29 protein-coding genes are annotated in these 26,192 nt (G+C 46.7%); 15 read left to right on the top strand and 14 right to left on the bottom strand.

What is annotated here, in order from left to right:
- Positions 1–133 precede the first annotated feature (133 nt).
- Genes QMG91_RS28055 through QMG91_RS28040 form a run of 4 tightly spaced genes read right to left on the bottom strand, consistent with a single transcriptional unit; the run spans position 134 to position 3,838 of the window.
- On the bottom strand, positions 134–931 hold the full coding sequence (locus tag QMG91_RS28055; protein ID WP_080927995.1) for an ATP-binding cassette domain-containing protein: 798 nt from the start codon (positions 929–931) through the stop codon (positions 134–136).
- Positions 932–935: 4 nt separating this feature from the next.
- Positions 936–1,913 carry an iron chelate uptake ABC transporter family permease subunit gene (locus QMG91_RS28050; RefSeq protein WP_004404023.1) on the bottom strand — a complete coding sequence of 326 codons (978 nt, stop codon included), beginning with the start codon at positions 1,911–1,913 and terminating at the stop codon, positions 936–938.
- Positions 1,910–2,944, bottom strand: a complete 1,035-nt coding sequence (locus tag QMG91_RS28045; RefSeq protein ID WP_281831339.1) for a FecCD family ABC transporter permease — start codon at positions 2,942–2,944, stop codon at positions 1,910–1,912. The genes QMG91_RS28050 and QMG91_RS28045 overlap by 4 nt, the downstream gene beginning before the upstream one ends.
- 15 nt (positions 2,945–2,959) lie before the next feature.
- The gene (locus QMG91_RS28040; protein ID WP_281831338.1) at positions 2,960–3,838 is read right to left on the bottom strand and encodes a Fe(3+) dicitrate ABC transporter substrate-binding protein; all 879 of its coding nucleotides are present in this window, start codon (positions 3,836–3,838) and stop codon (positions 2,960–2,962) included.
- 141 nt (positions 3,839–3,979) lie between these two features.
- Here QMG91_RS28040 and QMG91_RS28035 point away from each other — a divergent pair, with 141 nt between their 5' ends.
- From QMG91_RS28035 to QMG91_RS28005, 7 genes are all read left to right on the top strand, one after another.
- Entirely contained in the window at positions 3,980–4,231 is a 252-nt protein-coding gene (locus tag QMG91_RS28035; RefSeq protein WP_281831336.1) for a GNAT family N-acetyltransferase, read from the top strand.
- Positions 4,206–4,670 carry a GNAT family N-acetyltransferase gene (locus QMG91_RS28030; RefSeq protein WP_281831334.1) on the top strand — a complete coding sequence of 155 codons (465 nt, stop codon included), beginning with the start codon at positions 4,206–4,208 and terminating at the stop codon, positions 4,668–4,670. Before QMG91_RS28035 ends, QMG91_RS28030 begins: the two co-directional genes overlap by 26 nt.
- A 3-nt stretch (positions 4,671–4,673) precedes the next feature.
- A complete protein-coding gene (locus tag QMG91_RS28025) occupies positions 4,674–5,072 on the top strand; it encodes an NUDIX hydrolase (protein ID WP_022598994.1) in 399 nt (132 codons plus the stop codon).
- A gap of 17 nt (positions 5,073–5,089) precedes the next feature.
- Entirely contained in the window at positions 5,090–5,443 is a 354-nt protein-coding gene (locus tag QMG91_RS28020; protein WP_281831333.1) for a MerR family transcriptional regulator, read from the top strand.
- 57 nt (positions 5,444–5,500) lie between these two features.
- A complete protein-coding gene (locus tag QMG91_RS28015; RefSeq protein WP_281831331.1) occupies positions 5,501–6,073 on the top strand; it encodes an NAD(P)H-dependent oxidoreductase in 573 nt (190 codons plus the stop codon).
- A 70-nt stretch (positions 6,074–6,143) separates the two neighbouring features.
- A complete protein-coding gene (locus QMG91_RS28010) occupies positions 6,144–6,683 on the top strand; it encodes a GrpB family protein (protein WP_281831329.1) in 540 nt (179 codons plus the stop codon).
- 9 nt (positions 6,684–6,692) lie between these two features.
- Positions 6,693–7,160, top strand: a complete 468-nt coding sequence (locus QMG91_RS28005) for an ASCH domain-containing protein (protein ID WP_281831327.1) — start codon at positions 6,693–6,695, stop codon at positions 7,158–7,160.
- Between the two features lie 4 nt (positions 7,161–7,164).
- On the opposite strand, the gene QMG91_RS28000 is transcribed toward QMG91_RS28005, so the two are convergent.
- Genes QMG91_RS28000 through QMG91_RS27990 form a run of 3 tightly spaced genes read right to left on the bottom strand, consistent with a single transcriptional unit; the run spans position 7,165 to position 9,210 of the window.
- Positions 7,165–7,731 (bottom strand): hypothetical protein, encoded by a 567-nt coding sequence (locus QMG91_RS28000; RefSeq protein WP_281831326.1) that lies wholly within the window; start codon positions 7,729–7,731, stop codon positions 7,165–7,167.
- Entirely contained in the window at positions 7,728–8,252 is a 525-nt protein-coding gene (locus tag QMG91_RS27995; RefSeq protein WP_281831325.1) for an RNA polymerase sigma factor, read from the bottom strand. Before QMG91_RS27995 ends, QMG91_RS28000 begins: the two co-directional genes overlap by 4 nt.
- Before the next feature lie 49 nt (positions 8,253–8,301).
- The gene (locus QMG91_RS27990; RefSeq protein WP_281831323.1) at positions 8,302–9,210 is read right to left on the bottom strand and encodes a DoxX family membrane protein; all 909 of its coding nucleotides are present in this window, start codon (positions 9,208–9,210) and stop codon (positions 8,302–8,304) included.
- Positions 9,211–9,363: 153 nt separating this feature from the next.
- On the opposite strand from QMG91_RS27990, the gene QMG91_RS27985 reads away from it, so the two are divergent.
- The 3 genes from QMG91_RS27985 (at position 9,364) to QMG91_RS27975 (ending at position 11,611) form a co-directional block, all read left to right on the top strand.
- Entirely contained in the window at positions 9,364–10,083 is a 720-nt protein-coding gene (locus QMG91_RS27985; RefSeq protein ID WP_281831322.1) for a class I SAM-dependent methyltransferase, read from the top strand.
- 12 nt (positions 10,084–10,095) lie between these two features.
- Positions 10,096–10,602 (top strand): GNAT family N-acetyltransferase, encoded by a 507-nt coding sequence (locus QMG91_RS27980; RefSeq protein ID WP_022562196.1) that lies wholly within the window; start codon positions 10,096–10,098, stop codon positions 10,600–10,602.
- 229 nt (positions 10,603–10,831) lie between these two features.
- Positions 10,832–11,611, top strand: a complete 780-nt coding sequence (locus tag QMG91_RS27975; RefSeq protein ID WP_004404064.1) for an SDR family NAD(P)-dependent oxidoreductase — start codon at positions 10,832–10,834, stop codon at positions 11,609–11,611.
- A gap of 84 nt (positions 11,612–11,695) precedes the next feature.
- Here the strand turns inward: QMG91_RS27975 and QMG91_RS27970 are convergent, their stop codons facing one another.
- Positions 11,696–13,069 carry a nicotinate phosphoribosyltransferase gene (locus tag QMG91_RS27970; RefSeq protein ID WP_281831321.1) on the bottom strand — a complete coding sequence of 458 codons (1,374 nt, stop codon included), beginning with the start codon at positions 13,067–13,069 and terminating at the stop codon, positions 11,696–11,698.
- A gap of 212 nt (positions 13,070–13,281) precedes the next feature.
- Positions 13,282–14,286: a LacI family DNA-binding transcriptional regulator gene (locus QMG91_RS27965; RefSeq protein ID WP_022592347.1), complete on the bottom strand. Its 1,005-nt coding sequence runs from the start codon at positions 14,284–14,286 to the stop codon at positions 13,282–13,284.
- Positions 14,287–14,681: 395 nt separating this feature from the next.
- Between QMG91_RS27965 and QMG91_RS27960 the strand changes: the two genes are divergently transcribed.
- The 5 genes from QMG91_RS27960 (at position 14,682) to QMG91_RS27940 (ending at position 20,282) form a co-directional block, all read left to right on the top strand.
- Complete coding sequence (locus QMG91_RS27960; RefSeq protein WP_004404085.1) at positions 14,682–15,671, top strand: substrate-binding domain-containing protein; 990 nt, start codon at positions 14,682–14,684, stop codon at positions 15,669–15,671.
- A gap of 106 nt (positions 15,672–15,777) precedes the next feature.
- The gene (locus tag QMG91_RS27955; RefSeq protein WP_281831319.1) at positions 15,778–17,331 is read left to right on the top strand and encodes a sugar ABC transporter ATP-binding protein; all 1,554 of its coding nucleotides are present in this window, start codon (positions 15,778–15,780) and stop codon (positions 17,329–17,331) included.
- Entirely contained in the window at positions 17,324–18,373 is a 1,050-nt protein-coding gene (locus QMG91_RS27950; RefSeq protein WP_022598981.1) for an ABC transporter permease, read from the top strand. The genes QMG91_RS27955 and QMG91_RS27950 overlap by 8 nt, the downstream gene beginning before the upstream one ends.
- Positions 18,366–19,418, top strand: a complete 1,053-nt coding sequence (locus QMG91_RS27945; RefSeq protein ID WP_281831317.1) for an ABC transporter permease — start codon at positions 18,366–18,368, stop codon at positions 19,416–19,418. Before QMG91_RS27950 ends, QMG91_RS27945 begins: the two co-directional genes overlap by 8 nt.
- A gap of 12 nt (positions 19,419–19,430) precedes the next feature.
- Positions 19,431–20,282 carry a sugar phosphate isomerase/epimerase family protein gene (locus QMG91_RS27940; RefSeq protein ID WP_281831316.1) on the top strand — a complete coding sequence of 284 codons (852 nt, stop codon included), beginning with the start codon at positions 19,431–19,433 and terminating at the stop codon, positions 20,280–20,282.
- 129 nt (positions 20,283–20,411) lie between these two features.
- On the opposite strand, the gene QMG91_RS27935 is transcribed toward QMG91_RS27940, so the two are convergent.
- From QMG91_RS27935 to QMG91_RS27915, 5 genes are all read right to left on the bottom strand, one after another.
- Positions 20,412–21,776, bottom strand: a complete 1,365-nt coding sequence (locus QMG91_RS27935; protein ID WP_223098665.1) for a family 4 glycosyl hydrolase — start codon at positions 21,774–21,776, stop codon at positions 20,412–20,414.
- 10 nt (positions 21,777–21,786) lie between these two features.
- Positions 21,787–22,905, bottom strand: coding sequence for an ABC transporter ATP-binding protein (locus QMG91_RS27930; protein ID WP_281831315.1), 1,119 nt, complete (start codon positions 22,903–22,905; stop codon positions 21,787–21,789).
- 12 nt (positions 22,906–22,917) lie between these two features.
- Positions 22,918–23,751, bottom strand: coding sequence for a carbohydrate ABC transporter permease (locus QMG91_RS27925; RefSeq protein WP_223098659.1), 834 nt, complete (start codon positions 23,749–23,751; stop codon positions 22,918–22,920).
- Positions 23,748–24,713 carry a carbohydrate ABC transporter permease gene (locus QMG91_RS27920; RefSeq protein ID WP_223098657.1) on the bottom strand — a complete coding sequence of 322 codons (966 nt, stop codon included), beginning with the start codon at positions 24,711–24,713 and terminating at the stop codon, positions 23,748–23,750. The genes QMG91_RS27925 and QMG91_RS27920 overlap by 4 nt, the downstream gene beginning before the upstream one ends.
- An 80-nt stretch (positions 24,714–24,793) precedes the next feature.
- On the bottom strand, positions 24,794–26,059 hold the full coding sequence (locus QMG91_RS27915; protein ID WP_281831313.1) for an ABC transporter substrate-binding protein: 1,266 nt from the start codon (positions 26,057–26,059) through the stop codon (positions 24,794–24,796).
- Positions 26,060–26,192 lie beyond the last annotated feature (133 nt).

Raw genomic sequence — 26,192 nt, 5'->3', positions numbered from 1 at the left:
TGTCTCAATTCGATGACAACGGTACCTTTGAGCGTTAAACGCAGAGTGAAAATTGAGCATCGCGTTTGATAATAAAAACGCCGCAATCTTACTATGTCGAAATGCGGCGTTTTCCATTGAAGAGTGGGTTTAATTAGCTTAAAGACGGGATCTTGGGGATTGCCATGGGGGTGTGGGATTCTGGGTCGTCAATAATCCGGGCATCCAGATCAAAAACTTCAGCCAACATGGTTTCCGTGAACACCTCTTTTGGGCTTCCCTGAGCGTAGAGCTCGCCCGATTTTACTACCATCAGTTCATCGGCATAGCGACAAGCCTGACTTAAATCGTGGAGCACAACTACGACGGTTTTCCCTTGTTTAACGAGCTTTACCAGTAAGTGGAGCAGTTCATATTGGTGCGACAAATCCAGATACGTGGTCGGTTCGTCCAGCAGAATGATGTCGGTGTTCTGTGCCAATACCATGGCTATCCAAACGCGCTGCCGCTGACCACCTGAAAGCTCATCGACACGCCTGTCTGCGAGCGTTTCTGTGCCTGTTTCTACCATGGCGTCTTCCACTCGCTGTTTGTCTTCCTTGGTAAGCCTGCCCAATGTATTGAGGTAGGGAGCTCGACCATAGCCGACCAGCTCTCTTACCGTTACACCTTCCGGCACAATAGGCGTTTGGGGAAGAAGCGATACGTACTTGGCGTACTCTTTGTCTTTGTACTGATGAATGGGCTTCTCATCATAGAGCTGAATCTGCCCGTTCGACGGTTTCAGCAGGCGTACTAACGATTTCAAGAATGTTGATTTACCGCAGCCATTCGGACCAATCAGAGCAGTCAGTTTTCCTTTTTTAATCGATGCAGTCATCGATTGTATGATGGTGGTGTCTTGGTAACCCAAGGTCACATTCATTGCATGAAATGCAGCTATCTCTTTCATGTGTTTACCAATTCTTGTAGCGGCTGAGTAAATAAATAAAGTAAGGCGCACCAATAAAGGCAGTGAGCACCCCAGCAGGTAACTCGATGGGGGGCATAAGTATTCGGGCGAAGAGGTCGGCGCTCAGTAGCAAAATCGCCCCAATCAACAAAGTCGAAGGGATGATTGCCAAATGGCGTCCTCTTACCATCATCCTTGCAGCATGAGGGGCTACAAGACCAATGAATCCAATGTTGCCGCAAATCGATACCGCAACGCATGCCAGCGCAATCGAAATGATCAGTGTGAGCAACCGAACAAATGGGACTTTCACCCCCAGCCCGTGGGCGGCTTCATCCCCCAGCCCTAATATGTCGAGTTTGTAGGCAAGGTAGATGGCGAAAGGCATCAACACGAAAAGCCATAAGATAAGAGGCGGAATGTGGGACCAGTTTCTCCCCCAGACAGAACCCGTGAGCCAAACCATAGACGTGTTGATTTCTAAAGGAAAACTCACCAATAAGAAGTCGATACCCGCAGAGAATACCGCCGCAAGGGCGATACCAATAAGCGCAAAAGCCGCAGGGCGATTGAGCATGTCTTTGGCAAGCGCTAACAGCAGAAGCGTGGAAATGGCTCCACCAGTCAGCGCCACAAAGGGGAGCCAATGAACGGGTAGATCGTTAAAGAAAATATTGGTGAGCACCACCGCAAAGCTCGCGCCCGAGGTGACGCCCAGAATGTCAGGTGAGGCTAATGGGTTTCTGACAACGCCCTGAACCAGTAAGCCAGAAAGCGCCAATGCGGCTCCAACCAATGAGGCGACGATCATTCGTGGAATCCGATACCCGAATAGCGTAAATTCGTGCTCGTTTGACGCGCCTGTCAGTGTCGACCAAATGTCGTTCATTGAAATAGAAACTGCGCCCGCACTGATGTGCCAGACTGCAAAAAGCAACCAGACTGAAGCCAGAATAACCGCCCAGTAATACCAGCGAATCATGACTGCCTCCCCAGCTTAAAACGCACAAATGCTAGGAAAAAGAGCGCACCAAACAAAGTGGTGATGATGCCGACAGGGCTTTCTTGTCCAGGAGAAATATAGCGGCTGGCAATATCAGAAAAGAGTACCAGATTTGCCCCAAGTAAGGCGGCGACAGGCAATTGATAACGCACGTCTGATCCCACCAAAAAGAAGGCAATGTGTGGTGCAATCAAACCGATGAAAGCAATGGGACCCGCTACGCTTACGCAGCCAGCGATGAGCAGTACAATTACGAAGCAGGCGAGCCCTCGCACTTTAAACACACTGCCACCAACGGAGCGCATCATCTCTTCACCCATTTTCAACAAGTTCAGCTGAAAAGAGAGATAAACAGAGACGAACAGCCCAATTAGAACGCAAGGCATCACAAGGTTTGTGTCTTCCCAGTCGGTGTTTGCCACTGAACCGGTCAGCCAGTGTAAAACCCCATAGGCGTTTTCGTCGGCATATATTACCGCAGCACGAGTCAGTGAAATAAACAGAAAATTTAGCGCAATGCCTGCTAGTACGATGCGCAGAGGATGTGGTCTTGCGGTGTGCAACCCAGCGAGAAAGAACACCAACGTGCCGGATAAAGCAGCACCGACAAAAGTGACCACCAGAATCGGAACTCCAGCTAACCAGGGTAAAAGCCCGGTGGAAGCAAAGGCAAAAGCGAATGCTGATCCGGCACTGACGCCAAGGATAGAAGGGGAGGCGAGCGGGTTACGGGTAATCGACTGCATCAGTAGCCCTGCCACTGCCAGACCTGCACCCACCAAAAATGCGGTCAATGTGCGTGGAAGCCGAATCGAGGAGATAATCTGCTGATGAATGGCGTTTCCGTCTTGTTGCAGTACAAAGTCGGATACATCACTCCAGTTCATGGGAAAGCTTGGCGCGTTGATCAAAGACCAGCTTGCGCCAAACAGCAAAAGGGAAAAAAGCGCGAAACATACCACAAAGGTACGAATCGCGCTCTTTTCAGAAAAAGAGAACGAACCTGTCATTGTGTTTAAGCAAGCTTATTTAAGCAGGTGCTCGATTTCAGAAGCCATGATTTCAGCCGCGATCATACCGCGATTCAGCGACCACAAGCGGGCATCGGTTTCGACGTATTGCTCGTTTTTCACGGAGGTCATCATTGGCCAAAGTGGGTTTTCTTTGTACTTGTCTACCGTTGTTTCAGTGCCGTATTCGCCTACCAGGAAGTAATCAGGGTTTAGCCTGACAAGGTTTTCCAGAGTAGTACTGATGTAGGCTTTTCCGTTATCTTCAGTGATTGGGGAGCTAAGACCCAAGCGAGAAACAACGCCGCCAGCGTATGCCTTTGGACCGTGCATCCAAACGCCCTTAGCCGTGGACACAGCAAACATCACAGTCGCTTTTTTATTGATTCGCGCCGCAACTTCATCCATGCGTTGGTTGTGTGCGTTCACTTTTTTCTGCATCTCTGCTTCTCTGTCAAAAGCGGCTGCGACTTTGATGCCTGCGGCTAGGTTATCTTCATAAGTTTCGCCACGGCTTTTCAGGATAAGAGTAGGGGCAATGCGTTTTAAGTCTTCGTAGATGGCTTCATGACGCTCTACATCAGCAATGATCAGGTCAGGCTTTAGAGAGGCAATGACTTCCAAGCTTGGTTGGGAACGAGAACCAACGGATGTCCAGTCACTGATCTTGTCGCGAATCGGCTCAATGACTCGATTCACATCGCCATCATCCGCCACACCAACCGGGGAGATGTTGAGGTTGGCCAGAGCGTCGACAAAGCTAAACTCCAGTGCCACCACGCGTTGAGGTGCTTTTTCTAACGTGAGAGTGGAAAGCTCGTCCTTGACTTCAATGGTTGCTAAAACTGGGAAACTAAGCACAAGCAAAATGGAAAACAGCCATTTCTTAAACATGATGTGTCCTTTATTTTTTTAAGAATATAACTCAATACCTATATCATGATTGATAATTATTATCATTAACGATAAGTGGCAAAGAAGTAGGTTTTGTTCAGAATAGTGACCCCACAGAGCGAAAAAGGAGACTAACTTTTTATGCGGAGTAGAAAAGGTATTGCCGGAAAGATGATCAAGGAAGTGATTAAAAATCATGCTTCCGCATCAAGGCTCTTCCTATGGTGTGTGGCGCAGACGGGAAATGTATCTATCTTTGAAAGAATGGGCTTTGAAGTTACGCAACGTATTGAATCTGATATCTTAATTCTAGCCAGTGGTAGCCCTGCTACTGAAGTGCAAATGACAATGGATGTAAAAGGTTTCGATGGACACAGTGATCACCACGCTTAATGATTCCGACAAAGACAAGGTATTTGATCTCTTAACCGACCCCGAGGTGATGCGCTTTTTAGGTCCTCGCAGAGTACTCACACTGGCAGAAGCGAAAGATTGGTTTGAATCTGCCCAATCCGAGCAGGATCGATTTGCATTTCGATGCGCAAAATCGGGAGAGCTGGTGGGCTTTTGTGGCATGAAAATCATCGAAGGGAAACGTGATTTTGGTTATTTCATCCGCAAAAAATTTTGGGGTAAAGGGTTAGCGAAACAGATGTGCCAACTGGCACTTAGCCAGTTATCCCAGCGTTATGACCTGTCGACTTTTCACATCTTTATTGCAGAGAACAACATCGCCAGTCTGAAAGTAGCTCAGTCGCTGGGGTGGGTGAAGCAAAAGCCTTATCAAAATGATCATGAAAGCGGGCATCTTTATCAAATAGTGCAGGAGTGAAACATGAGTAACGAAAGACACTTGGCAATGGCAGTAGTCGTCAGGGATGGAAAGGTTTTGGTTCAGCAACGTTTCAGACGCAGCAAAGGCATGGTTTTTGAGTTTCCTGGCGGCTCTGTTGACGAGGGAGAATCCGGTGAACAAGCGGCTATCCGAGAACTCAGAGAAGAGACTGGGCTGGAGTCGGTTTCGAAACTGGCAGTCGAAATTGGGAAAAACGAGTTTGGTGGCGACATTTTCTATGTGGTTCTGTCCGAAGATGCTCACAATGAGCCAACCGCGACTGATCCTGAAAGACAACAAACGTTTTTTTGGATGGAACCGAAAAACTTGCCTTTGAACGACTTCTTTCCATCAGACATTCAGTTTATTCAGCGAGCACTGACAAAGTACCTGGATTGAACAAATAAGGCGTATCAATGCTAATAGGACAAGTATCCAAACACACGGGTTTATCGGCAAAAGCCATTCGGCTTTATGAAGAAAAGGGACTGATTCAGCCTCCTGCGCGTCGAGGGCGCTACCGTATTTATTCAGAGACGGATCTTGAAGTGCTTCAGCTCATTGTAGAAGCCAAATCACTAGGCGTAACCTTGGCTCAATTGAAAGGGGTGATCACTTACCAAGATGGTGAAGTTGATTGGCAAAAAGTGCATGTTTTCTTGTTAGAGATAAAAAATAATCTGCAACAGGAACTTGCTAGAGTTATGAAAAATATAGAAAAAATTGATGGTTGTATCTCAACCATAGATTCTTGCCCAAAAAGTCGTTGACTCTGACCTTAAGGGCAGAGATGTAATAGTTACCTCTTTACTGAACGAGGTCAGACAATGAAAAACATCTTAGTAATCAACGCCAACCCAAAATCGTCTAGCTTTTCTCATGCACTGGCAGACAGCTATGAATTGCAAGCCCGAGAACAAGATCAGGTTAAACGTATCAATCTGGCCGAATTGGACTTTAACATCAGCCTGGACAGCGGATACGATGATGTTCAGCCGTTAGAACCTAGTTTGGAATCTTTTCAGGAATCGGTTTTATGGGCAGATCATATTGTGATTGTTTCCCCTATCTGGTGGGGCGGTTTGCCCGCTAAGTTCAAAGGGTTACTTGATCGAACTTTCTTGCCCGGATTTGCGTTTAAATTCGAGGAAGGCAGTGTAGAGCCCAAGCAACTGCTGACAGGGAAAACGTCTCGTTTAATATTAACCATGGATGCCCCGCACGACTACGCCGAGATGCAAGCTCAGCCCGTGATTGAACAACTGGATCGTTTTACGCTGCAATTCAGTGGTATGGAAGCCGCAAAACTCACGCTAATTGGTTCTGTGATCGGTGCGGATAAAACGCAAAGAGATGAGTGGTTAAAACTCGTTGGCGAACTTGGTGCTACGGGGTTATAAAGTCACTGCAAAAGGGGGAGTCTCAATAGAGTTCCCCTACATGAAATAGATTTATCAGGAAGGAGAAAAGGTGACTCTAGGTTTAGCTCACAGTGAAGTCGTGCTCGCTGATTACGATTCTGATTGGAAGAAAGAGTTTGAGCGAGTCAAACAGGAGTTGGTTGCTCAGACAAAGGTTCATACATCTCGAATTCAACATATTGGCAGTACCGCGATTGAAGGGTTATGTGCAAAACCTATTATTGATATCGCTTTGGGGATCAGTGGATTTAGTGATTTGAATTCAGAGTTGGAATTACAATTAAAAGCGATCGGATTTCTGAGGCTAAAAGTTGAGATGTCTGATCGAGTCGTTTTTGCCAAATTTACCGATGACAGTTACCAGATTAAGACTCACTATTTACATGTCATGCCTTTTGAATCTGAATTATGGCACGACTTAATGTATTTTCGAGATCAGTTAATAAACAGCGCTGAACTAAGAAGCGCTTATTCCAAGTTAAAATCTCAAGCAGCAAGTACTAATCGTCACATGGATGATTACACGGACGCGAAAACCGAGTTTGTTGCAAGCGTTTGCCAGCAACGAAAACAACAATGCATCAGATGAAGGAAAACCATGACACCAGAACAACAAGCCTTTCTAAACCAATACCTTGAAACGCTCCCGCAAAATGAAAGAGAGACCATCCCTCAAGTTACTGCCGAGTATTTTTGTGCTGATGAATACAATGCGAACGAGTGCGCTCGGCTGATTAATGAGAGTATCAAAACCGCATCGTGCAGCCTGAAGCAAGGCTATGACATCGAAAATGAGCCGCTGCCGGTGGTTGGAAGGCTAACCATTGTATTGAACTGGAAAGAAGAGCCAGTATGCATTGTGAAGTTGACCGATGTGTCTTTCTCTCCGTTTAACCAAGTGACGAAAGAATTTGCTTATGCTGAAGGGGAAGGCGATCGTTCCTATGCCCACTGGCACAAAGCGCATGTCGAGTTTTTTACCCAATATGCCAGTGAAGTCGGTGCTGAATTTAATGAGGATTCAGAATTGGTGCTGGAACGCTTTGAAAAAGTGTTTCCGGTTTAGCTTTTCAGTTCGCCAGCCCCATCAGCAAACCGTTTTCTTCCCATAGCGTGACGTTTACACCATCAATATCGGTGGTGTATCGCTTCACTCCAGAACCTAACGAATCAGGCAAACGTGCCTGATACAGGGTATAGATCTCGTTGGTTTCCAAGTGTTTTACTTTAATTTGTGCCGCGAGCTTACCTTCAATACTGCAATAACGCCCCCCAATCACTTGCCACTGGCTGGTGGGAAGATGCTGAGAAGAGGTCAGCGAAAAATCTAGTCGGTTCAGATACGTGCGAATACCCGATAAGGAGCTTGTCATCACTTCCATTTGCATTTGACTGTTATGGTTGTAGGCAATTTCTGAGGAAATATCTAAATAGTGATTTCTGGTCGGAAATAGGAAGAATAACGAGACTGCGATCAGCAACATGGCTGCAATGGCGACTCGCTGCCACGGTAAAGTGCTTTTGGGCGTTGATGTTTTATGCAGCATCGCCTCCAGCTGATCTTCAGAAAGATGCTGGCTCTTATAAAACTGCTTAACGCCCTGTTTGAGCTTTTTGTCTGATGGTTTCTGATTCATTGCTGTGCCTCCTGATCTTGGAGGTGGTTAAATTCTGTCGTGATTCTTTTCCTGAGCCGGTTCAGTCTTGAGAGTAGAGTACCTTTTGGCGTGTCGGTCATCTCTGCGATTTCCTGAACGCTCATGCCCTCTACTGCCCACAGGTAAAGCAGTTCTCGCTCATGCGGTGTGACTCGGGATAAAATCCAGTCAACTTGCTGTCCATCAATGGCGATGTCTTCCATTGATTTCAGCACATCGCTTTCTTTTTCAATCGTCTCTAAAATTTCACTGTCGTCTTTAACCAGTTCGAATTGTTTTCGTCGATATTGGTCGATAAATGCGTGCCGGATGACCTTCATCATATAAGGCTTGATTTGCGTTGGTTCGACTATGGTTGTGAGTACTTTTTCACAACTGTACTGCACCAAGTCATGAGCCTGTGATTCGTCGTGGCAAAGCGAAAGCGCATAGCGATAGAGCTGGTTAAGAAGTGCTTTGTCTAAAGACGGATGTGCCGAGCGTTTAAATAAACCAAACATATTTAACGTGTTCGCCTACTGGCGTGTACCCGCAGGCGATGGCAGCTCCTTACACAATCGGTGAATCAGGCAGACTATTGGGCTTCAGTGTGCGCTTAGCTCGATGGAATACATCGCGGTAGGTAAAACGGCTACCCCCACCAAGCCTTACTAAAACAAGACCCGCCGCGGCGAGTGCAAATTCCCGTTTAAAGCCATTTAAGTTGGCGATAATGCCTTTGTCGACACTGATTTTGGTTACCATAAACCACAGCATGACCGCGATTACCGCTATTCCGGCAGCCTTGATTTGCTGATCTCTGCCAAATATCAACACCACCCCGATGACAGCCAGAATGATCTGCGGTGTCGCAAAGGTAGGGATTTTGGCGTAAGTGCCAAAAAAGCCGCCCACAATAAACGTCAAACCCAGGGAGAATCGCAATAGCAACCCGAGGGATTCCCAGTCTGGTGTTGTGTGATTACCCAAGTTTCGTCGGTAATCAAAGCTCCTCGCTCCTGCTCCGAGGTTAAACAGCACGAACATCATGCCGGAAAGGCTGATATCACGGATTTGAACGAATATTGCGGGGGACGTATAGGTTTTCACGCCCACCGATGCTCCGGGCACCGTGTCCACCGGGAGAGAAAAGACAAACGTCCACAAAAGTAAGCCGTAAAAAAGAGCAAGCGGGCGAACCATGAAGCCAATAATCAGGGCAATGCCCGAAGCCAGCTCAAACGCTGAAAGTGAAGTAAGAAAGAACCAAGGTGTTAACACTCCGTTGCTGAATAAATAATCCTGGAACAGTTCATTAATGTATCCGGTTGTCCCCATATAATTGGCAACCATACCCGCCTGCTTTGATGAGGAAAGCAGAAGGCTGAGCTTAGACAGCCCGCCAATCACAAAGACGGTCCCCAACCCAAAACGAAGAAACAGCGCAGCTTGCGCAAAAACTGAGTGTTTTTGTTCCATATTGATTCTCTTCTTTAATGAGTGAAAATTTTGCACTTCATTAGTAAGACGAATCAGCGAAAGTTTTGATTGCACTGAATTTGAAAAAAGCGATAGTCTTGTTGAAATCTTTACTCGTCACCGGCTTTAAGTGCTTATCCCATAGGAAGTTTTATGAAATTCGATATGTACACCAAACATGCAAAAGAGTATGCAAAGGCAGTGGAAGACAACATCTACAATGCCAATTTCGAGCGTCCATCTACGCTGGCGTTGGTCGGTGATGTGACGGGTAAAGTCGTATTGGATTTAGGATGTGGTTCCGGCGAATACGCCGACCATTTCTTAAAGGCTGGGGCGGCTAACGTTACTTGCGTGGATTTGTCTTCCGAGATGATCCAGCTTGTTCAGTCGCGGTTTGGTGAAAAGGTTCGTGCTTACGCTCAGGATCTGTCTCTCGGTTTGCCTCAGGAAAAAGCGGCAAGTGCCGATGTGATTGTATGCCCGCTTATGGTTCATTATCTCAAAGACTTATCGGCGTTTTTTAAAGAGTGCGCCCGAGTACTCAAACCAACGGGTGTGCTGGTGTTTTCTACCCATCACCCTATGGTGGATTTTTCTGAGTCACCAAGTGGCGATTACTTCCAATGCGAACTGATCGAAGAGGAATGGCATACCCTTAGCCAGCCTGTTGAAGTTTCTTTCTATCGCCGTTCTTTAACCGAGAGCTTCGCCGCCATCACTCAAAGCGGTCTTGTGGTTTCCCAATTTACCGAAGGGCAGGTAACAGAAAAGGTGAAAGAGATGTCACCAGACCGATACCACCGATTAAAAACTAAACCCCAGTTTATGTTTATTCAGTGCCAACACAGGCAATCTTTAGTTCAATCATAAAAAGGAAATTCTATGATTCAAACGTCTCGTCTTTCTATGTCACCTATTACCGAATCAGATTGGGAGCTGTTTAGAGAGCTTCTCACTAACCCTTCGGTGATCGCACTGTGTTTTGATGCGCCAGAGGAAGACGATATCCGACGACAGTTTGAATCCCGATTGCCTGAGTGGACGCCTGAATCAGAAGCTTGGCTTTGTTTGGTACTTCGTGAAAAAGCGTCCGGAAAGTCTATTGGCGTGACCGGTTTCTTTATGGATAAAGGCATTGCAGAAGTCGGGTACTTGCTACTGCCGGACTTTCACGGAAAACAATATGGCACCGAGTCTCTCAAAGCATTGCTGAAATGGGCAGAAAGTGAGCACCAACTTACTCAGTTCAGAGCCATTGTGTCTGAAGGAAACGTCGCCTCAGAACGCGTGCTTGAAAAGAGTGGTTTTGAACTGAAGGAAACCGTTCCCGACGCCTATGAAATCGGCGGGAAAATGTATGCGGATCGAATATTTACGCTCTCACTCTAATTAGCTGATTATGAAGGTCATAAGTTCTATGACCTTCTTCCTACTTTCCATTTCTCATCTTTGATTCCACTAATGCCACACCTGTTGCATCCAACTTCTCCCTGCAACACCACATAGATTTCACCTTTCTTCTAACTCTTTATTTATTAATGGGTTGTTAGACCATTTTATCCGGAACACTTTTTGATTATTGAGTTTTGAATAAACCAATAAACAGAAAGGAAATCTTATGTCTCTGAAAGGAAAAACAGTGCTTGTGACAGGTGCGGGGAGAGGAATTGGCAAAGGTATCGCAACGGAATTTGCCAAACTCGGTTGCAACTTAGTGATCGCCGATATCAATGTCGACAACGCCCAAACGACGGCAAAAGAGTTGACTGGCTATGACGTTGAGACACTGGCTCTGCAAAGTGATATTTCAAAATGGGAAGATGTGCAAAGCATGGTATCGAAAGCCGTCGAACGCTTTGGAACACTGGATATAGCAGTAAACAATGCAGGGGTACTCAGTATCAAGTCTGTTGAAGAATTAACTGAAGAAGACTGGGACTTTGTGAACAACGTGAATGCTAAAGGGGTGTTCTTGTGTTGCAAAGCTGAAATTGCTGCCATGAAAAAAGCGGGAAGCGGGCGAATTATTAATGTTGCTTCTATCGCGGGAAAAGAAGGCTTCCCCGATTTAGCGCACTATTGCGCATCGAAATTTGCAGTGGTCGGGTTTACCAATTCGCTGGCAAAAGAGATGCAACGTACAGGTATTACAGTGAATGCGATTTGTCCGGGTATTGTGCCTACCGCCATGTGGTACGGACCGGACGGGTTAGCTGAGCGTTGGAAACTGGAAGGTGAAACCATGGAAGAATCTTGGGCGCGCCACCAAGACATTCTGATCCCTCAAGGCGTAGGTCAAACCCCGGAAGATATGGGCAAGCTTGCGGTGTATTTTGCTCAGGCAGAGCACGTAACGGGTCAGGCGGTGAATGTGGATGGTGGATTTACCTTCCATTGACCCCCTGTTTCTAAGAACAGTTACGCTAGGGTAAAGAAGTGTTGCCACATTTAGTTGTGGCAACACCGAATCATGTTATTACAATCAGACGTAGGTTTGGATACGCTCGCGAATGTCCTGAAGCGTGTGGCGTTTGAGTACTTTACCATCTTTGAACACAACCTGAAGTGCGTTTTCACGGTCGTTCAACTCATCTTCACGAACTGTTTCCCAGTTTGATGCCTCGATTACCGCCAGGCGACCTTTTCGGGATGCTTTGTTAGGGTCGGTCGCTGGGTCTTTGTAGACGTCGTGCCATTTACCATCAATACAAATGGCAGAGGCTTTCATGGCAAACTTCATGGTATCTCGGTTTACCTTCTGCAGCAGTTCTGCACCCATACCAAATGCCAAGTTGTCTGCACTGATCTCTTTGGATTTCAGTTCCGACAGAATGCTTTCGATGGTGGTTTTTGAAATGCCGTCGCCCTGAATCACGCGCACGCAATCTGGTAGCATACGGAAGCCTTTCGAATTTCGGCTCTCGCCAAATTTCGCCATCAATCGCTCGATGGTTTGCGCGACGATCTCCACAGGGTTTCCTGAATCTGGTCGAACAACCAAGGTTCCGCCACTTTGTTCTACCTTCTCTTTTAGTTCGTCGCCCCAGATGTGGTCTATCGCGTGGAACAGGTCATAACTGTCGCTGACCACTGCCACCAGGCTTCCGGGTTTAGCAAACTGCTCAAGCATGTTTTGGTAGGCCAGCTTTTCGTTTTGTTGCCCCCATGCCGTTATGGTGCTGTGCTCCGCCGCCGGGATAGAATAGCCCGCAATGTCTTCGTTGTAGTAACGTCTTGCGTAAACCAAAGCAGAGACGGTATCTGTCCCCATAAAGTTAAGAAGGTGTGCCAACCCACCAATGGAAGCCGCCTCATTGCTTGCAGCACCACGAGCGCCAAAGTCATGCAGTTTGAATGGCAAACCGTCAAGGCTGTCGGCAGTCTCTTCTAGATAACGCCGGATGATGGATTTGATAGCAAAAGATTTACTGGCGACGGTGGTCGGGTACCAGACTGCCCTTAATAACGCCGTCTCAAGATAGCTGGTTAACCAGGCGCATTTTGGGTCCGTGTTCTGCACTTGCACCAACGGTGTACGGGCAGGCACGACACTGCCTTCAGGAAGCGCTTGAATTTCAACGGGCAGGTATCCTTTGTGCGTATCCAGAATGTATTGCCAGCCTTCTTCATTGAAGGGTTCACCGTGTGCGGTCAATACGGCTTTTGCTTCATCAATGTCTTCCTGAGAAAGAGGTTTCGACAAATATTGGTCAAGAAACATCTGCAAACCGAAATAAACACCTTGTGGGTATTCACCACCGCGGGATTCTATATAACTGGATACGAATTCTGTTTTTGGCGGATATTGAAGGTAATGGGAGGCTTTGTACGAATCGGTATTCAAAATGATGTTCATGAAACTATACCTGTCCAGTCTAGGTCAACAGACCCTAACGGCTTAGAAACAAAAGTTAAACAAATAGGTTGAGCTCGATTATGTGTATCTCGGTTATGAATCGCAAGTCATGTTGAGAAGACTCTGAACTGTGCCCGTTTTATTACATTTACACAATACCCCTTGGCAGTTGATGCGCTTATTTGTAACCCAATACCCTATAGGTAAAGGGGTTATGTCCCGTTGATAACCAGCTCGGGTTTGACTTTTACAACATGGTTGCCAGTGTCGCCGCGTTCCCAACACTCAAATGCCAGGTGGATCATCTCTTCCACATTTTGGCGCACCATAAAAGCGTTGTATGGGACGTAAGCGAGAAACGGGTGATAGTCAAAACAGCCAATTACCGAGCGCCTGAGCGGGTGTCTGTGGTTTTCCTGCATAAACTGAATGATGCCTTCAAATGCGGTAATGGAGTTAACAAAGACACCGGCAGGGGCGGGTTTTGAAGGCTGAAAGATTCGGCTGGCGGTTTCCTGAACTTGTTTTGGTAAATAACCTTCAGCATAGATGGCGCATTGGCTGTCAGGCAAATCCGAAGTGGCATGGTTAAAGCCCCGAATGCGTTCACTGGTGGCGTAATCTTCCGAATTACCGCCAATAAACACCATAGTATGCGGGCATGCATTCCCAATTCTTCCCCTTAAAGCAGAGACCAGATCTGTTGCCCCTGAGAAGTTATCTGTCACGATGGATGGGGCTTTTGAACCCGGTAAGTCGAGGTTGATATGAGGCACCGCAGCCTGCCGGCATAGCTCGCTGATGGCATCTGGATTTGATGCACCTGCTATAAACAGTGCGTCAACCGAAAAGGAGATCAAAGTTTCAGCGGTTTTGAGCTCGTCGGACGATTCCCGTTCGGTTGCGATAACAATAGGGCACAACCCGCGGCTTTTAGCGCTGTGGTCAAATTCCTGAGCCAGAGAAGCGAAGAATCGGCTGTCGTGTTGCGGAATCAGTAATCCAACCATCCCTGACTTTGCTGCTCTTAGCCCACGTGCCTGCATATTAATGTAATACCCTTTTTCTCGGGCGACTTGCTGGATGTGCAAGGCTTTCTTTTCCGATATTCGCCTGGCTTTCCATGTGCCATTTAATGCAGAGCTCACTGTGGAGGGGGAAATCTCCAGCTCTTTGGCAATGTCATAAATGGTGGTTTTTTTCTCTGAACGGCTCATAGCGCTTCCTTTTATGCCTTTCAAATTATTTGTCTGATTTGCATAAAAAATAATCATTTATTTTTTAGTAAGTTAGCAAATCAATAACTTAAATTTTATATCCGTATCAATAGTGAGGCATTCGTTTGTCTCAAGTATACATTACTATTTGCACTATCGATTGTGCTAAATCTGAGTCACTGAGCAAAAAAACGTGCGACAAGCTCATAGTTTTGTTTAGTGCCTAAGTAAAGTTGTTTTGCACAATCGATGGTGCTTTCAAGGTTGAGAGCACTGGATTCGGGCGAACACAAAGTTCGACCGTCCTGACTGGCAGGTGGTCTGCCAGATTCGATTTGCTACAAGTCGCTCAGCTGCACTCCAAATGGGGTGTTTCGAAGAAGGATTTTAAAGCTATGAATATTTTGCTTAGACAGATTTCAATTTTTGCTCTCGCTATTGTGACGGCAATGTCTGCCGTCGCCGCCGACAAACCCACCATGGGTGTGGTGGTGAAAATCGGTGGTATCCCTTGGTTTAATGCGATGGAAGAAGGCATTAAGCAACAGGGTAAAGCCTTGGGAATGGATGCTTTTATGATTGGTCCTACAAGCGCTGACCCTGCTCTGCAGGTTCGTGCAATTGAGGATTTAATTGCACAGGGTGTCGATGCGATTGGGGTTGTACCCAACGATGCCGAAGTGCTGGAGCCCGTGCTGGCGAAAGCGCGTCAGCAGGGCATTAAGGTTATCACTCATGAGTCACCCGCTCAGAAAAACGTGGACTGGAACTTTGAACTGGCTTCGGTGAAAGGTTTTGGTGATGCCTACGGTAAGTTGCTGGCAGAAAAAATGGGCGGTAAAGGCGAATACGCCGTATTTGTGGGCTCTCTGACGGTACCCCTGCACAACGCATGGGCAGACGCGGCGATCGAGTACATCAAAGCCAATCACCCAGATATGAAGCTTATCGGCGATCGCTATGGCGTGGCAGAAAGTGTGGATGACAGCCGTACGACTGCGCTGGATCTGATGTCGGCAAATCCGGGTCTGAAAGGCTTTTTAGCATTCGGTAGTCAGGGACCAATTGGTGCGGCTCGTGCGGTACAGGAACGTCGTAAAACGGGTGACGTTCTGGTACTTGGTCCGTTTTCACCGGGTCAGGGTCGTAAGCTGGTTCACTCTGGTGTGCTAACGGGTGGCTTCATGTGGAACCCAATGGAAGCGGGCAAAGTGTTTGTGACCATGGCAGACAAGCTGATCAAAGGCGAAACCATTCAGGCTGGTACAGAAATCCCAGGTCTGGGTGTGGTGAACCCTGAAGCAGGTTCCACTAACCTGATCGTTGACCAACTGGTCGAACTCAACAAAGACACCGTCGATGACTTAGCGGCGATGGGGCTATAAGCAACTCGCTCGCAGTTTACATCGTGTGAGCAGGGTGAATCTTCACCCTGCTCAAAATTCTAGGTCAACAGACCCTAGAAGTAAGCAAGGATACAAGGATTGTTGAGTGGAAAGATCAAGCGAAAAACAGGGTGAACCAAACGGCTCTGCAGCTCGGCACAGTGCTCCGGAAACAAAGCCCATACTGCGATTTAAAGGCATATCGATTCGCTTTGGCGGAGTTCAGGCTCTGGATGAGGTGGACTTTGAAGTAGGGGCAGGAGAAGTACATTGTCTGGCGGGTGAAAATGGGTGCGGTAAAAGCACCATCATCAAAGTCATTACTGGAGTCTATCAGTCAGACAGCAATACTGTAATGGAGCTTGCTGGTAAAAGGTTCACTAAAATCACACCTCAGATTGCTAGGGCGCAAGGCATCGCCGTTATCTGGCAGGATCTGGCGTTGTTTTCAGAGCTGACGGTGGCAGAAAACATTGCCATCGAGAGCAGCCTTGGCATGTCGCCGCGTTGGGTTAATCACTCTAAGCTGGCAGACGTTGCCACCCAAGCGTTGCAGAAACTGGGTGTCGAACTGGATTTAAACCTGCCTGTAAAAGCCTTACCTATAGCGCAAAGGCAGATAGTCGCAATTGCCAGAGCGTTAATATCCGATGCCAAAGTGGTGTTTATGGATGAGCCGACGGCGTCTCTCACTCAGGCAGAAACCGATTACCTGCTCGAAGTGGTTCGCAAGTTATCTGCCAGCGGTGTTTCGGTAGTATTTGTGAGTCACCGGTTGGTTGAGGTACTGGACATTTCCGATCGAGTTACCGTATTGCGCGATGGCAAATTAGTCGGTGTGTATGATACCGACAACATGACCCAGTCTCGCTTAACCGAGCTGATGACCGGAAAATCATTCACATCCTCCGTCTCTGCGGTGGATACTCACTCTTTACCCGTTGTTCTTCAAACCGAAAACCTGACTCGAAACAGAGAATTTCACCGCGTCTCCCTAACGGTGAGAGAAGGAGAAGTCGTAGGCTTAATCGGGTTGATCGGTGCTGGTCGCACTGAGCTTGGAAAAACGTTATTTGGCATGTCGAAACCGGATTCAGGCGCTATTCGGATGCACGACAAGCCTGTCATATTTCACTCAAATCGAGATGCGATTGATGCTGGTATCGCGTACCTGTCTGAAGATCGCCTTTCGCTTGGGCTGATTCAGGAACAACCTATTGCCGACAACATCGCACTGCCAGTGCTCAGCAAGTTGCTGGCGTCCACCGGGCTGATTTCAGCCAATAAAAAATCAGAATTAGTCACCCACTGGATCAAAGAACTGGCAGTCAAAATCGGCCAGCCGGAAGACGCGATAGCCACGCTTTCAGGGGGCAATCAGCAACGCATAGCGATCGCCAAATGGCTGGTGACCGAACCCAAATTACTCATTCTGGATTCCCCCACTGTCGGCGTTGATGTCGGAGCGCGAGCAGGCATTTTTGAAATTGTAAGAAAGCTGGCGAAACAAGGACTGGGCATATTGCTCATTTCAGATGAAATTCAGGAAGTGTATTTCAACGCTGACCGAGTTTTGCACATGGCAGACGGGCATATTGTCGGCGAATACGATCCTCGCCAACTGGAGCTAAAAGCCTTAGAGGAGGTGGTGTATGTCTGATGTTTCTGCTCATTCCACCTTGCCTTGGTGGAAAGAAATTTATCGCCATCAGGCAACGGAAGTCTGGCTTGGGTTTGTGTTGCTGCTGGCATGCGTGGGGCTATCGTTTTCCACCGAGCAATTCTTCACGTTAACCAACCTGTTTGATTTGTTGAATGCCAGCTCCATCAACCTGATTTTTGCTGTCGGATTATTGGTGGTGTTGATTGCCGGAGGCATCGATATTTCCTTTGCCGTCGGAGCATCCGTTGTTCAGTACCTGGTGGCCACCACCATTATCGATTTAGGCGGCGGGAGCTGGGCGATGGGGGTGACTTTGTCGGCTCTGGTCGGCATCGCACTTGGCGCCATCAACGCTGCGCTGATTCATCATTTCCGCATCATTTCTATTGTGGTCACCATCGCGACATTTAACGCCTTCTTTGGTCTGTTGATGTTCTTTACCCGTGGCGTTTCCATTTACAACCTGCCGGACTGGTGGACGGACAGGGTCATCATTTTTGAACACGAAATGCCGAACGGCTCATGGGCGGAACTGACGCTTCCGGTTGTGGTGATGGCGATATGCGTGTTCGCTACCTGGATTCTGGTTCGGCATACCAACATCGGCAGGCAGCTTTATGCGTTTGGTAACAACCCGGAAGGGGCTCGGCGCATCGGCATCAATATCGGTGCAATGCAATACATCGCGTTTGGGTGGATGGGCATGATGGCAGGTATCGCAGGGCTTATGCAGGTGAATTACGCTCAAGAAGTGGTGCCTAACGCCATGTACGGACGAGAGCTGGATGTACTCGCCGCAGTAGTGCTGGGCGGTGCAAGGTTAGGCGGCGGTCGTGGCACCGTGCTTGGCTGTATTCTTGGGGTGATGCTGGTGGCGGTAACCCAAAACGGGCTAAACCTGCTTGGGGTGTCTCCATACGCTTTCAAGATGGTCGTCGGGATAGTGATTTTAGTAGCGATCTCGGTGTCGAATATCGACTGGTCTTCCATTTCATTTGGAAACCGCAAAGATCTGGCGAAGGGAGGAGCGCATGAGTAATCCACGTGTTGGCTCTATTCAAAACAAGTCCACCAAAGATAAAACCGAAAATCAAACGGCTGACGGTGTGTGGTCGCATCTGATCAAAACCGTGGGTATTGAAAACCTTGGGTTAAGCCTGCTGCTAGCTGCTGTATTTGTCGGGTTCAGTCTGGCTTCCCCTCGTTTTTTATCAGCGGCGAATTTTGAGTCTATGGCGTTTCAATTGCCGGAGCTCGGGATTTTGACCCTAGCTATGTTGCTGCCCATTCTGACAGGTGGACTCAATCTGGCAATCACCTTTAGCGCAAACTTCTGTGGGCTAACGCTAGCCTGGATACTGACGCAATTTGGCGGAACCGATGCCTCTGTCGCGGCATTTATTGGTGGTTGTCTGGTGGCGTTGCTGGTTGGGGCTATATCGGGCTACATCATGGGAGCCGTCATTGCTTACACTAATGCTCACCCGATACTGGTTTCTCTTGCCATGATGATTTTCCTCCGAGGTTTGGGGGAGTTTTTGACGCGCGGTAAAGACATTTCCGGCTTTCCCGAATTCATTCAGCCATTAGGGCACGGCAGCGTGCTGGGAATCCCCGTTCCCCTCTTGATCATGCTTTCTGTATTTCTGTTGTGTTATGTGTTTCTGGCGAAAAGCCGATTGGGGCTGATCACCTATCTGATGGGGTCCAATATCGAAGCGGTGCGTTATTCCGGCATTCACACCAAACGGGCGCTGACTTGGGTGTATACCTTGTCGGGCGTGCTTTGCGCCGTCGCAGGTATAGTCATGATGCTGCGTTTCAACTCAGTACGTGTCGGGCACGGGGAGTCGTATCTGCTGATAACGGTACTGGCTTGTTTTCTTGGTGGTGTCGACCCATTCGGCGGTTTTGGTCGTGTGGTCTCGGTGCTTCTTGCTCTGGTTATTCTTCAAGCGCTCTCTTCAGGGCTGAATTTAATCGGAATCAATCAACATTTTGCCACCGCAGCATGGGGGCTGTTCTTAATCGCTGTGATGGTGGTTCGCTGGGGCTGGGTAAGGTTTCAACGAAAAAAAACTTAAAGGAGAAATGAGATGAAGGGATTTGGAGTACATACCAGTATGTGGGCGTTGGAGTGGACAAGAGAGGGCGCTGAACGTGCTATCGCCGAAGCGACCAAATACAAAGGGATCGATTTTTTGGAAATCACCATGTTAGATCCTCCGGGGGTGGATGCGCCCCACACAAGAAATTTGCTGGAAAAAGCGGAGCTAAATGCAGTGTGTTCACTGGGCGTGCCACTGGATCGTTTGCCTTCGCAGGTGCCTGATAAAGCGTTCGATTTCCTTAAGCTGGCGATTGATAAAACAGCGGTGCTGGGCGGTCAGTGTTTAACGGGGGTCACCTATGGCGGTATCGGCGAGCGCACTGGCCAACCTCCTACGCAGAAAGAGTTGGATAACGTAGCTATCACAATGAGAAAAACCGCTGACTATGCCAAAAAACAAGGCATTGAATTGGGGATTGAGGTGATCAACCGATATGAAAATCACCTGCTCAATACGGGAGAGCAAGCGGTTGAACTTCTGAACAAGATTGGTTCTGACAACATCTTCATTCATCTGGATACTTACCATATGAATATTGAAGAAAAAGGCGCAGCCAACGGTATTTTAGCGTGTCGGGAACACCTAAAATACATTCACCTTTCTGAAAGTGATCGCGGTGTGCCGGGGGCAGGAACGTGTGATTGGGATGAGGTTTTTGCAGCTCTATCTGCCATTCATTACAAAGGTGGCATGGCGATGGAAAGCTTTATTAATCTGCCTCCTCAGATCGCTTCTGCCCTTTCTGTATGGCGACCCGTTGCCAACAGCCCGGAAGAAGTAATGACCGACGGCTTGAGCTTCCTAAGAAACAAAGCGAAGCAATATCATTTGCTCTGATTTTCGCGGTAAATCTGCCAGATAGTCGTTTAGCTATCTGGCAGATTTACAATGTAAATTATGATTAAATACCAGAAAACCCACCTTCATAACGAAGGCGGGCTTAGATCGATAGAAACTGACTCGCCTCTATTTTAAGTAATCCAGCCATGGTGACTGGCGTTCAATAAAAGCATCAACCATCTCAGGAATACGACTACATTGATCCACTACAGGATCAACTAGCAAGGCTTGAATCACCAGCTCACGTGATTGTTCTAGCACCGCTTGCGCAGTCAGATCGTGGACGGCGATTTGGTTTGTAAGCAGCCCACCAATTCCCGGGGGCATATCTACTGCTATACCTTGCAGCCCTTCACTATTGACTAGTGCAGGTACTTCGACGCACATCCATTCTGGCAAATTGCGAATAAGTTGACCTGTATTTGGAACATTGACCGCAGCTTCCTCATAACCGCTATTAGTCAAGATTCCTTCAATAATAGAGACTACACGCTCTTTTTCGATCAATTCTATCTCACAAGGACCTTTTCCAAGGGCTGCTCGATAAAAGTCGTAAAAATCTTTTATTCCGCGATGATCTGAAACCTGATGTGCCCATTGAATATACTCGCCAAAATGGCTGTCTGTCGTAATAGGAAAATAGTCGAATTTATCCAATACTTCCTTAAACAGGGTGTGGTCGCTCCAGGGACGAGATGCCACCATGTCATCGGGATAATCATAGGGGCTAGAACTCTCCGTTTGCACTACTTCACCCGTATTTTTGAAGTTTTGGTATAGATCACTGTACCCTGGACAGCTTCTAAAATATTTTTCTGAATTGGCTCTTACATCTGGGTAGGCGTCTTTCCCTGTCTCTTTGTAAACAGCTTCTAGCATTACACTGAAATGGTTTAGTCCTGCTGCTCTAACTTTTAGTTTATCGTAGTCGACTCCAAGTATTTCAGGGAGGTGGCGTTTCAGTGAGGCAATTTCATGGCAAAGACCGATAAACTTAATTGCCGGAAATTTTCTATAAACTGTTGTACAGATTCTGCTCATTGGATTGCTGAAGTTAAATACCCATGCATCCGGACAGATGTCCATAACATCACTGCAAATATCAAGAATTGGTGGAATGATACGGAGTGAGTGGAATAATCCGCCGGGACCTCCATTTTCACCATAGACTTGGCGTATCCCATACTGTTGTGGTATTGACCAGTCCATATCCCACAAAGCAAATCTATCGCCGACCTCTATTGATGAAATGACGAAATCGGCTTGTGTTAATGCCTCTCTTCGGTTCAGCGTAGAGCTTACTGTAAAATTAAGGTCGTGTTTTTGTATAAACTGCTCTGCTTTTGCATGCGTACTTGCTAGTGCTTTTTCATTAATATCATGCAGTACAATATGGCTGCCATGCAAAATGGTACTTTGAAAAATATCACCTAACGCTTCGCAACCAAATTGGATACTACCTGCTCCTATTAATACGATATTTCGTGACATGCTTTGATCCTCAAATATTGAATGAATAATTACTGCTGGGTTTTAAAATTGGTGGAAGTGTGTTCCCTTGTTTGTCGAAAAGATAACAATGCTCTGGAGGTAAATTGAGTGTGATATAGTCGCCAGCGACCAAATTACTTCGCTTGCTGCGACGTATGATCCATGGTTCCTTTTCGCCAACTTGCACATACAGGTAGCTTTCATTTCCCATTTGCTCAACAAATAACACTAGTGCTCCATCTTCACTATTTGCTGCTGTAGCGATTAAATGTTCTGGACGAATTCCTAATTGAACAAAGTCATTTATTTCTTTGTTGACCTTTATCGGGAGTGTTAACTTTTCATTACCCAGCGTGCGAATCGTGCATCCTTCTGATGAAGTCGATATAACGTTAGCATCGCAAATATTCATTTTGGGTGAGCCGATAAACTGAGCAACAAACTTGTTTTTAGGTAAATCATACAGCTCAAGAGGTGTGCCTACTTGTTCAATGGTGCCCTTGTTTAGGACCACGATGCGTTCGGCAAGGGTCATTGCTTCAACCTGATCGTGGGTTACGTAAATAACAGTGGAATTCAGTCGTTGGTGGAGGCTGGCGATCTCCATTCTCATTTGAACACGAAGCCCTGCATCCAAATTGGATAATGGTTCATCGAATAGAAATAGAGTTGGCTCTTTAGCGATGGCTCGCCCGATCGCAACTCTCTGGCGTTGTCCTCCGGATAGATCTCTAGGCTTTCGCTCGAGCAACTCTTCCAGTTGTAAAATCTTGGCAGATTTATCGACTCGGAGCTCTATTTCAGGCTTGCTGAGTTTGGCTAACTCGAGCGAAAATGAAATGTTTTGCCTTACGGTCATATGTGGATACAAAGCGTAAGATTGGAAAACCATACCAATCCCACGCTCTGAAGGCGTATCATCGTTAACAAACTTATTATTTATGTACATGCTGCCTTTGGTTATCTCTTCTAATCCGGCAATCATCCGGAGAAGAGTTGATTTACCACATCCTGATGGACCAACGACGACGACGAACTCACCACTGGAGACATCCAAATCAATTTTTGGTATGACTTCACTGTGGTTTCCATAAGTTTTGTTGATGCCTTCTAAACGTAATTCAGACATAAGTACCTCTTGTTAGCCTTTAACGGCACCGTTGGTTAATCCACTGACTACGCGTTTTTGAAATGCAAGTACCAGTGCGATAATGGGAAGTGTAACGATAACGGATCCCGCCATGATTTTTCCCCAGGGCAAATCGTACCTTGATGACCCTTCCATGAGCCCAATTGCAACAGGTACAGTGCGGTTTTCTGGTGATATTGTAAAAGTAAGAGCGAACATAAATTCGTTCCAAGCACCAATGAATGCAAGTAGCCCTGTTGTCACAAGAGCTGGGGCTAACAGGGGCGCGAAAACTCGTGTAATGATGATCCAAGTGTTTGCACCGTCGACAATGGCGGCTTCTTCTAGTTCAGCAGGCAAGGTACGGATAAATGTCGTTAGCACCCATATTGTGAAAGGCAGAGAAAAGGTTATGTATGAGATGACGAGTGCCCCTAAGGAGTCGTATAAACCAAAAAAGCGAACCAATTCAAACATACCAGTCAAAACCGAAACCTGAGGAAACATTGACACACATAAAATGGTTAATAGAATGCCTTGTTTGCCTCGAAATCGAATGCGTGCGAGTGCAAAAGAGGCTAGGGTTGCCACTAGTAGGCTCATCCCAACCGACAGGGTGGCTACAATCGTTGAATTAAGTAAACTTCTGGCTACTCCGTCTATCAATAGAGCATCCAAGTAGTTTCTCCAGTGGAATGTTGTGGGTAAAAAATTTACCTGAAACAAGTCATTGCCAGTTCGGAATGACGTTAATATAGTGTTGTAAAAAGGGAAAACACAGAAAAGTGTCACCAGCAATACGGCGCTGTAGAGCAGTATTTGATGATAGTGATTTGTAAGCTTCATTTGTCATCTCCAAGTTTATATATTCGGCTGACATATAGGAACGAAATAGCAATACTTGCGATGAGCACAAATACTAAAACCGATGCGGCTGATCCCATCCCCATCTCCTGATATTCAATCAATTGGTCGCGAGCGTATCCAGAGATGGAAACTGTGGAGTCACTGTTAGAAGTCAATACATAAATCAAATCAAAGATTCTTAGTGCATCCATCATTCGAAATATTGTTGCGACTAAAATGGCTGGCATGATCAAAGGTAATGTTATGCGCCAAAATCGCTTCCACGCATTAGCACCGTCAATTTTTGCGGCTTCGTAGAGGTCAGCTGGAACAGTCTGTAGCGCAGCTAGGATCATTAGCGCCATAAATGGGACGGTTTTCCAGACATCAGCCATTACTACCGCCCACATTGATAAACTGGGTTCCGCTATCCATGCGAGTTTTTCCTCTGTGATCCCGAGACCATTGAGAATGGAATTCACAACGCCATATTGATCGTGGAACATCCATCCCCACATTTTGGCACTGACAATAGTCGGTATGGCCCAGGGCACTAATATTGCTGCTCTTAGGAACCCTCTCCCACGAAATTTTTGGTTCATCAGGAGAGCAAATAGCAACCCGAAAACCAGCTCTAATGAAACTGACCATCCTGTAAACCAAAGTGTATTACCAACGGCTTGCCACCAGAGCGGATCTGTTAAAACCCCATAAGAATTTCCCTCAAATACAAGGTAATAATTGTCAAAACCCACCCAGTCGTAATGTTCGGGGGTACTTAGAATGGCGTCAGTGAAACTATATAAAATAGTTCTTATCAAAGGCCAGCCCGCAACGGCAAACAGTAGGGTTAGTGCTGGTGCTACTAGCCACAAAGCGACCCGAGCGCGGCGTTGCTGCAAGCTTTTTTTTCTTTGGCGGGAGTTAGTGGACGATACCCCAGCGATTGTGAAAGTTCTCATTCAATAATTCTCTCTTGTCAGCGTTCAGGAATAGAAAGTGGGCAACGAGCAAAACGTTGCCTCTCACTGTGACGCGAAGATCACTTCCACTTGTGACCTTTAATTCGCTTCAAACGTTTTTCTAAGTCCACTATCGCTGTTGCTCCATCAACCTCACCGCTAAGTGTGCGAAATGCAGCATTGAAGAAGGCTCTTGAAACTTTTGCGTATTGCAATTTGGTTTGAGAAGAGGGGCGCGCCACGGCATCAGCAAAAATTGCTCCAAACTCTTTCATGTGAGGAGCTGCATTCAAAATTTCAGGGTCGTCGTATAGTGCTGTGAGGCTTGGGCTTAATCCTTCGAACATGAATTGCATTTTTTGTGCTTCTGGGCTGATCAGAATCTCCAGAAGCTGAAGAGACGCCTCTTTATTTTTAGAGTAATTGTTCACTGCCCATTGCCAGCCACCCAGAGCCGCCGCACCATGACCACTGTCGCCATTTGGTAAGGGCATTATTCCAATTTTACCTTTAACAGGGCTTTTATCCGCTTGTCCCAATACGTAAGCATATGGCCAGTTTCTCATAAACAGAGCATCACCATTTTGGAATACTGCTCGAGACTCCTCTTCCTGATAAGCCAAAACACCTTTTGGAGATATATCGCCAATCCAGCTTGCCGCCATGTCGAGCGCTTGCGCCGCTTTTGGGTTGTTGATGGTGATATTGCCTTTTTTATCGACAATGGCACCTCCCCCGTTTGAAGATACCCACTCAATGGCGTCACAGGTCAATCCCTCATAGGCTTTACCCTGGAAGACCAGTCCCCAAAAGTCGGTTGCCCCAGCTTTTCGCTCTTCGGTTTGGATGTATTTTGCAATACTCGCCATCTCTTGCCAGGTTTTTGGGAGGGGTTGATTGTATCTGGCAAGCAAATCCTTACGATAAAACAACAAACCAGCATCTAGAGAAGATGGCAGAGCTTTCAATTTGCCATTTACGATGTTGTTGTCCCATGCACCAGTAAAGAAACTACTTCTTTTATCGGAAAAATGTTCAGTTATATCCATTAGATGGGGGTCTAATATTCCAGACCAAATCACATCAATTCGAAGGACATCGACAAAGTCAGAGCTTTTAGCAGCGAAGGATTGCTGGAGAATTCCTAATTTTTCAGTAGAGGAACTGGGGAGTTCCATAAATTTAAGTGTATGGTTGGTTTCGGACTCGAATCGTTCTTTTATGTAGTTACAGTAGGGTTTACTCGTCCCTGAAGATTTACACTCAAACTTAACGGTTTGTGCTGAGATATGAAATGACGCTAATGCGATTGTGGCGATTAGCCAGGCTGGTTTACTTTTGATCATATGGACTCCCTGTCACTTTTCTGTTTATCAAAAACTTACCAATATGATGTAAATATGTTATCTGTGTGTTGTGTTATTTTGAAATTCATTTTTAACAGAGGAAATATAGATAAAATCTATATCTAGTAATGTG

The sequence above is a fragment of the Vibrio nigripulchritudo genome, assembly GCF_027924785.1.
Taxonomy (GTDB): Bacteria; Pseudomonadota; Gammaproteobacteria; order Enterobacterales; family Vibrionaceae; genus Vibrio; species Vibrio nigripulchritudo.
Note: the sequence above shows the minus strand (reverse complement) of the source record. Positions and strands in the feature narration are given on the sequence as shown.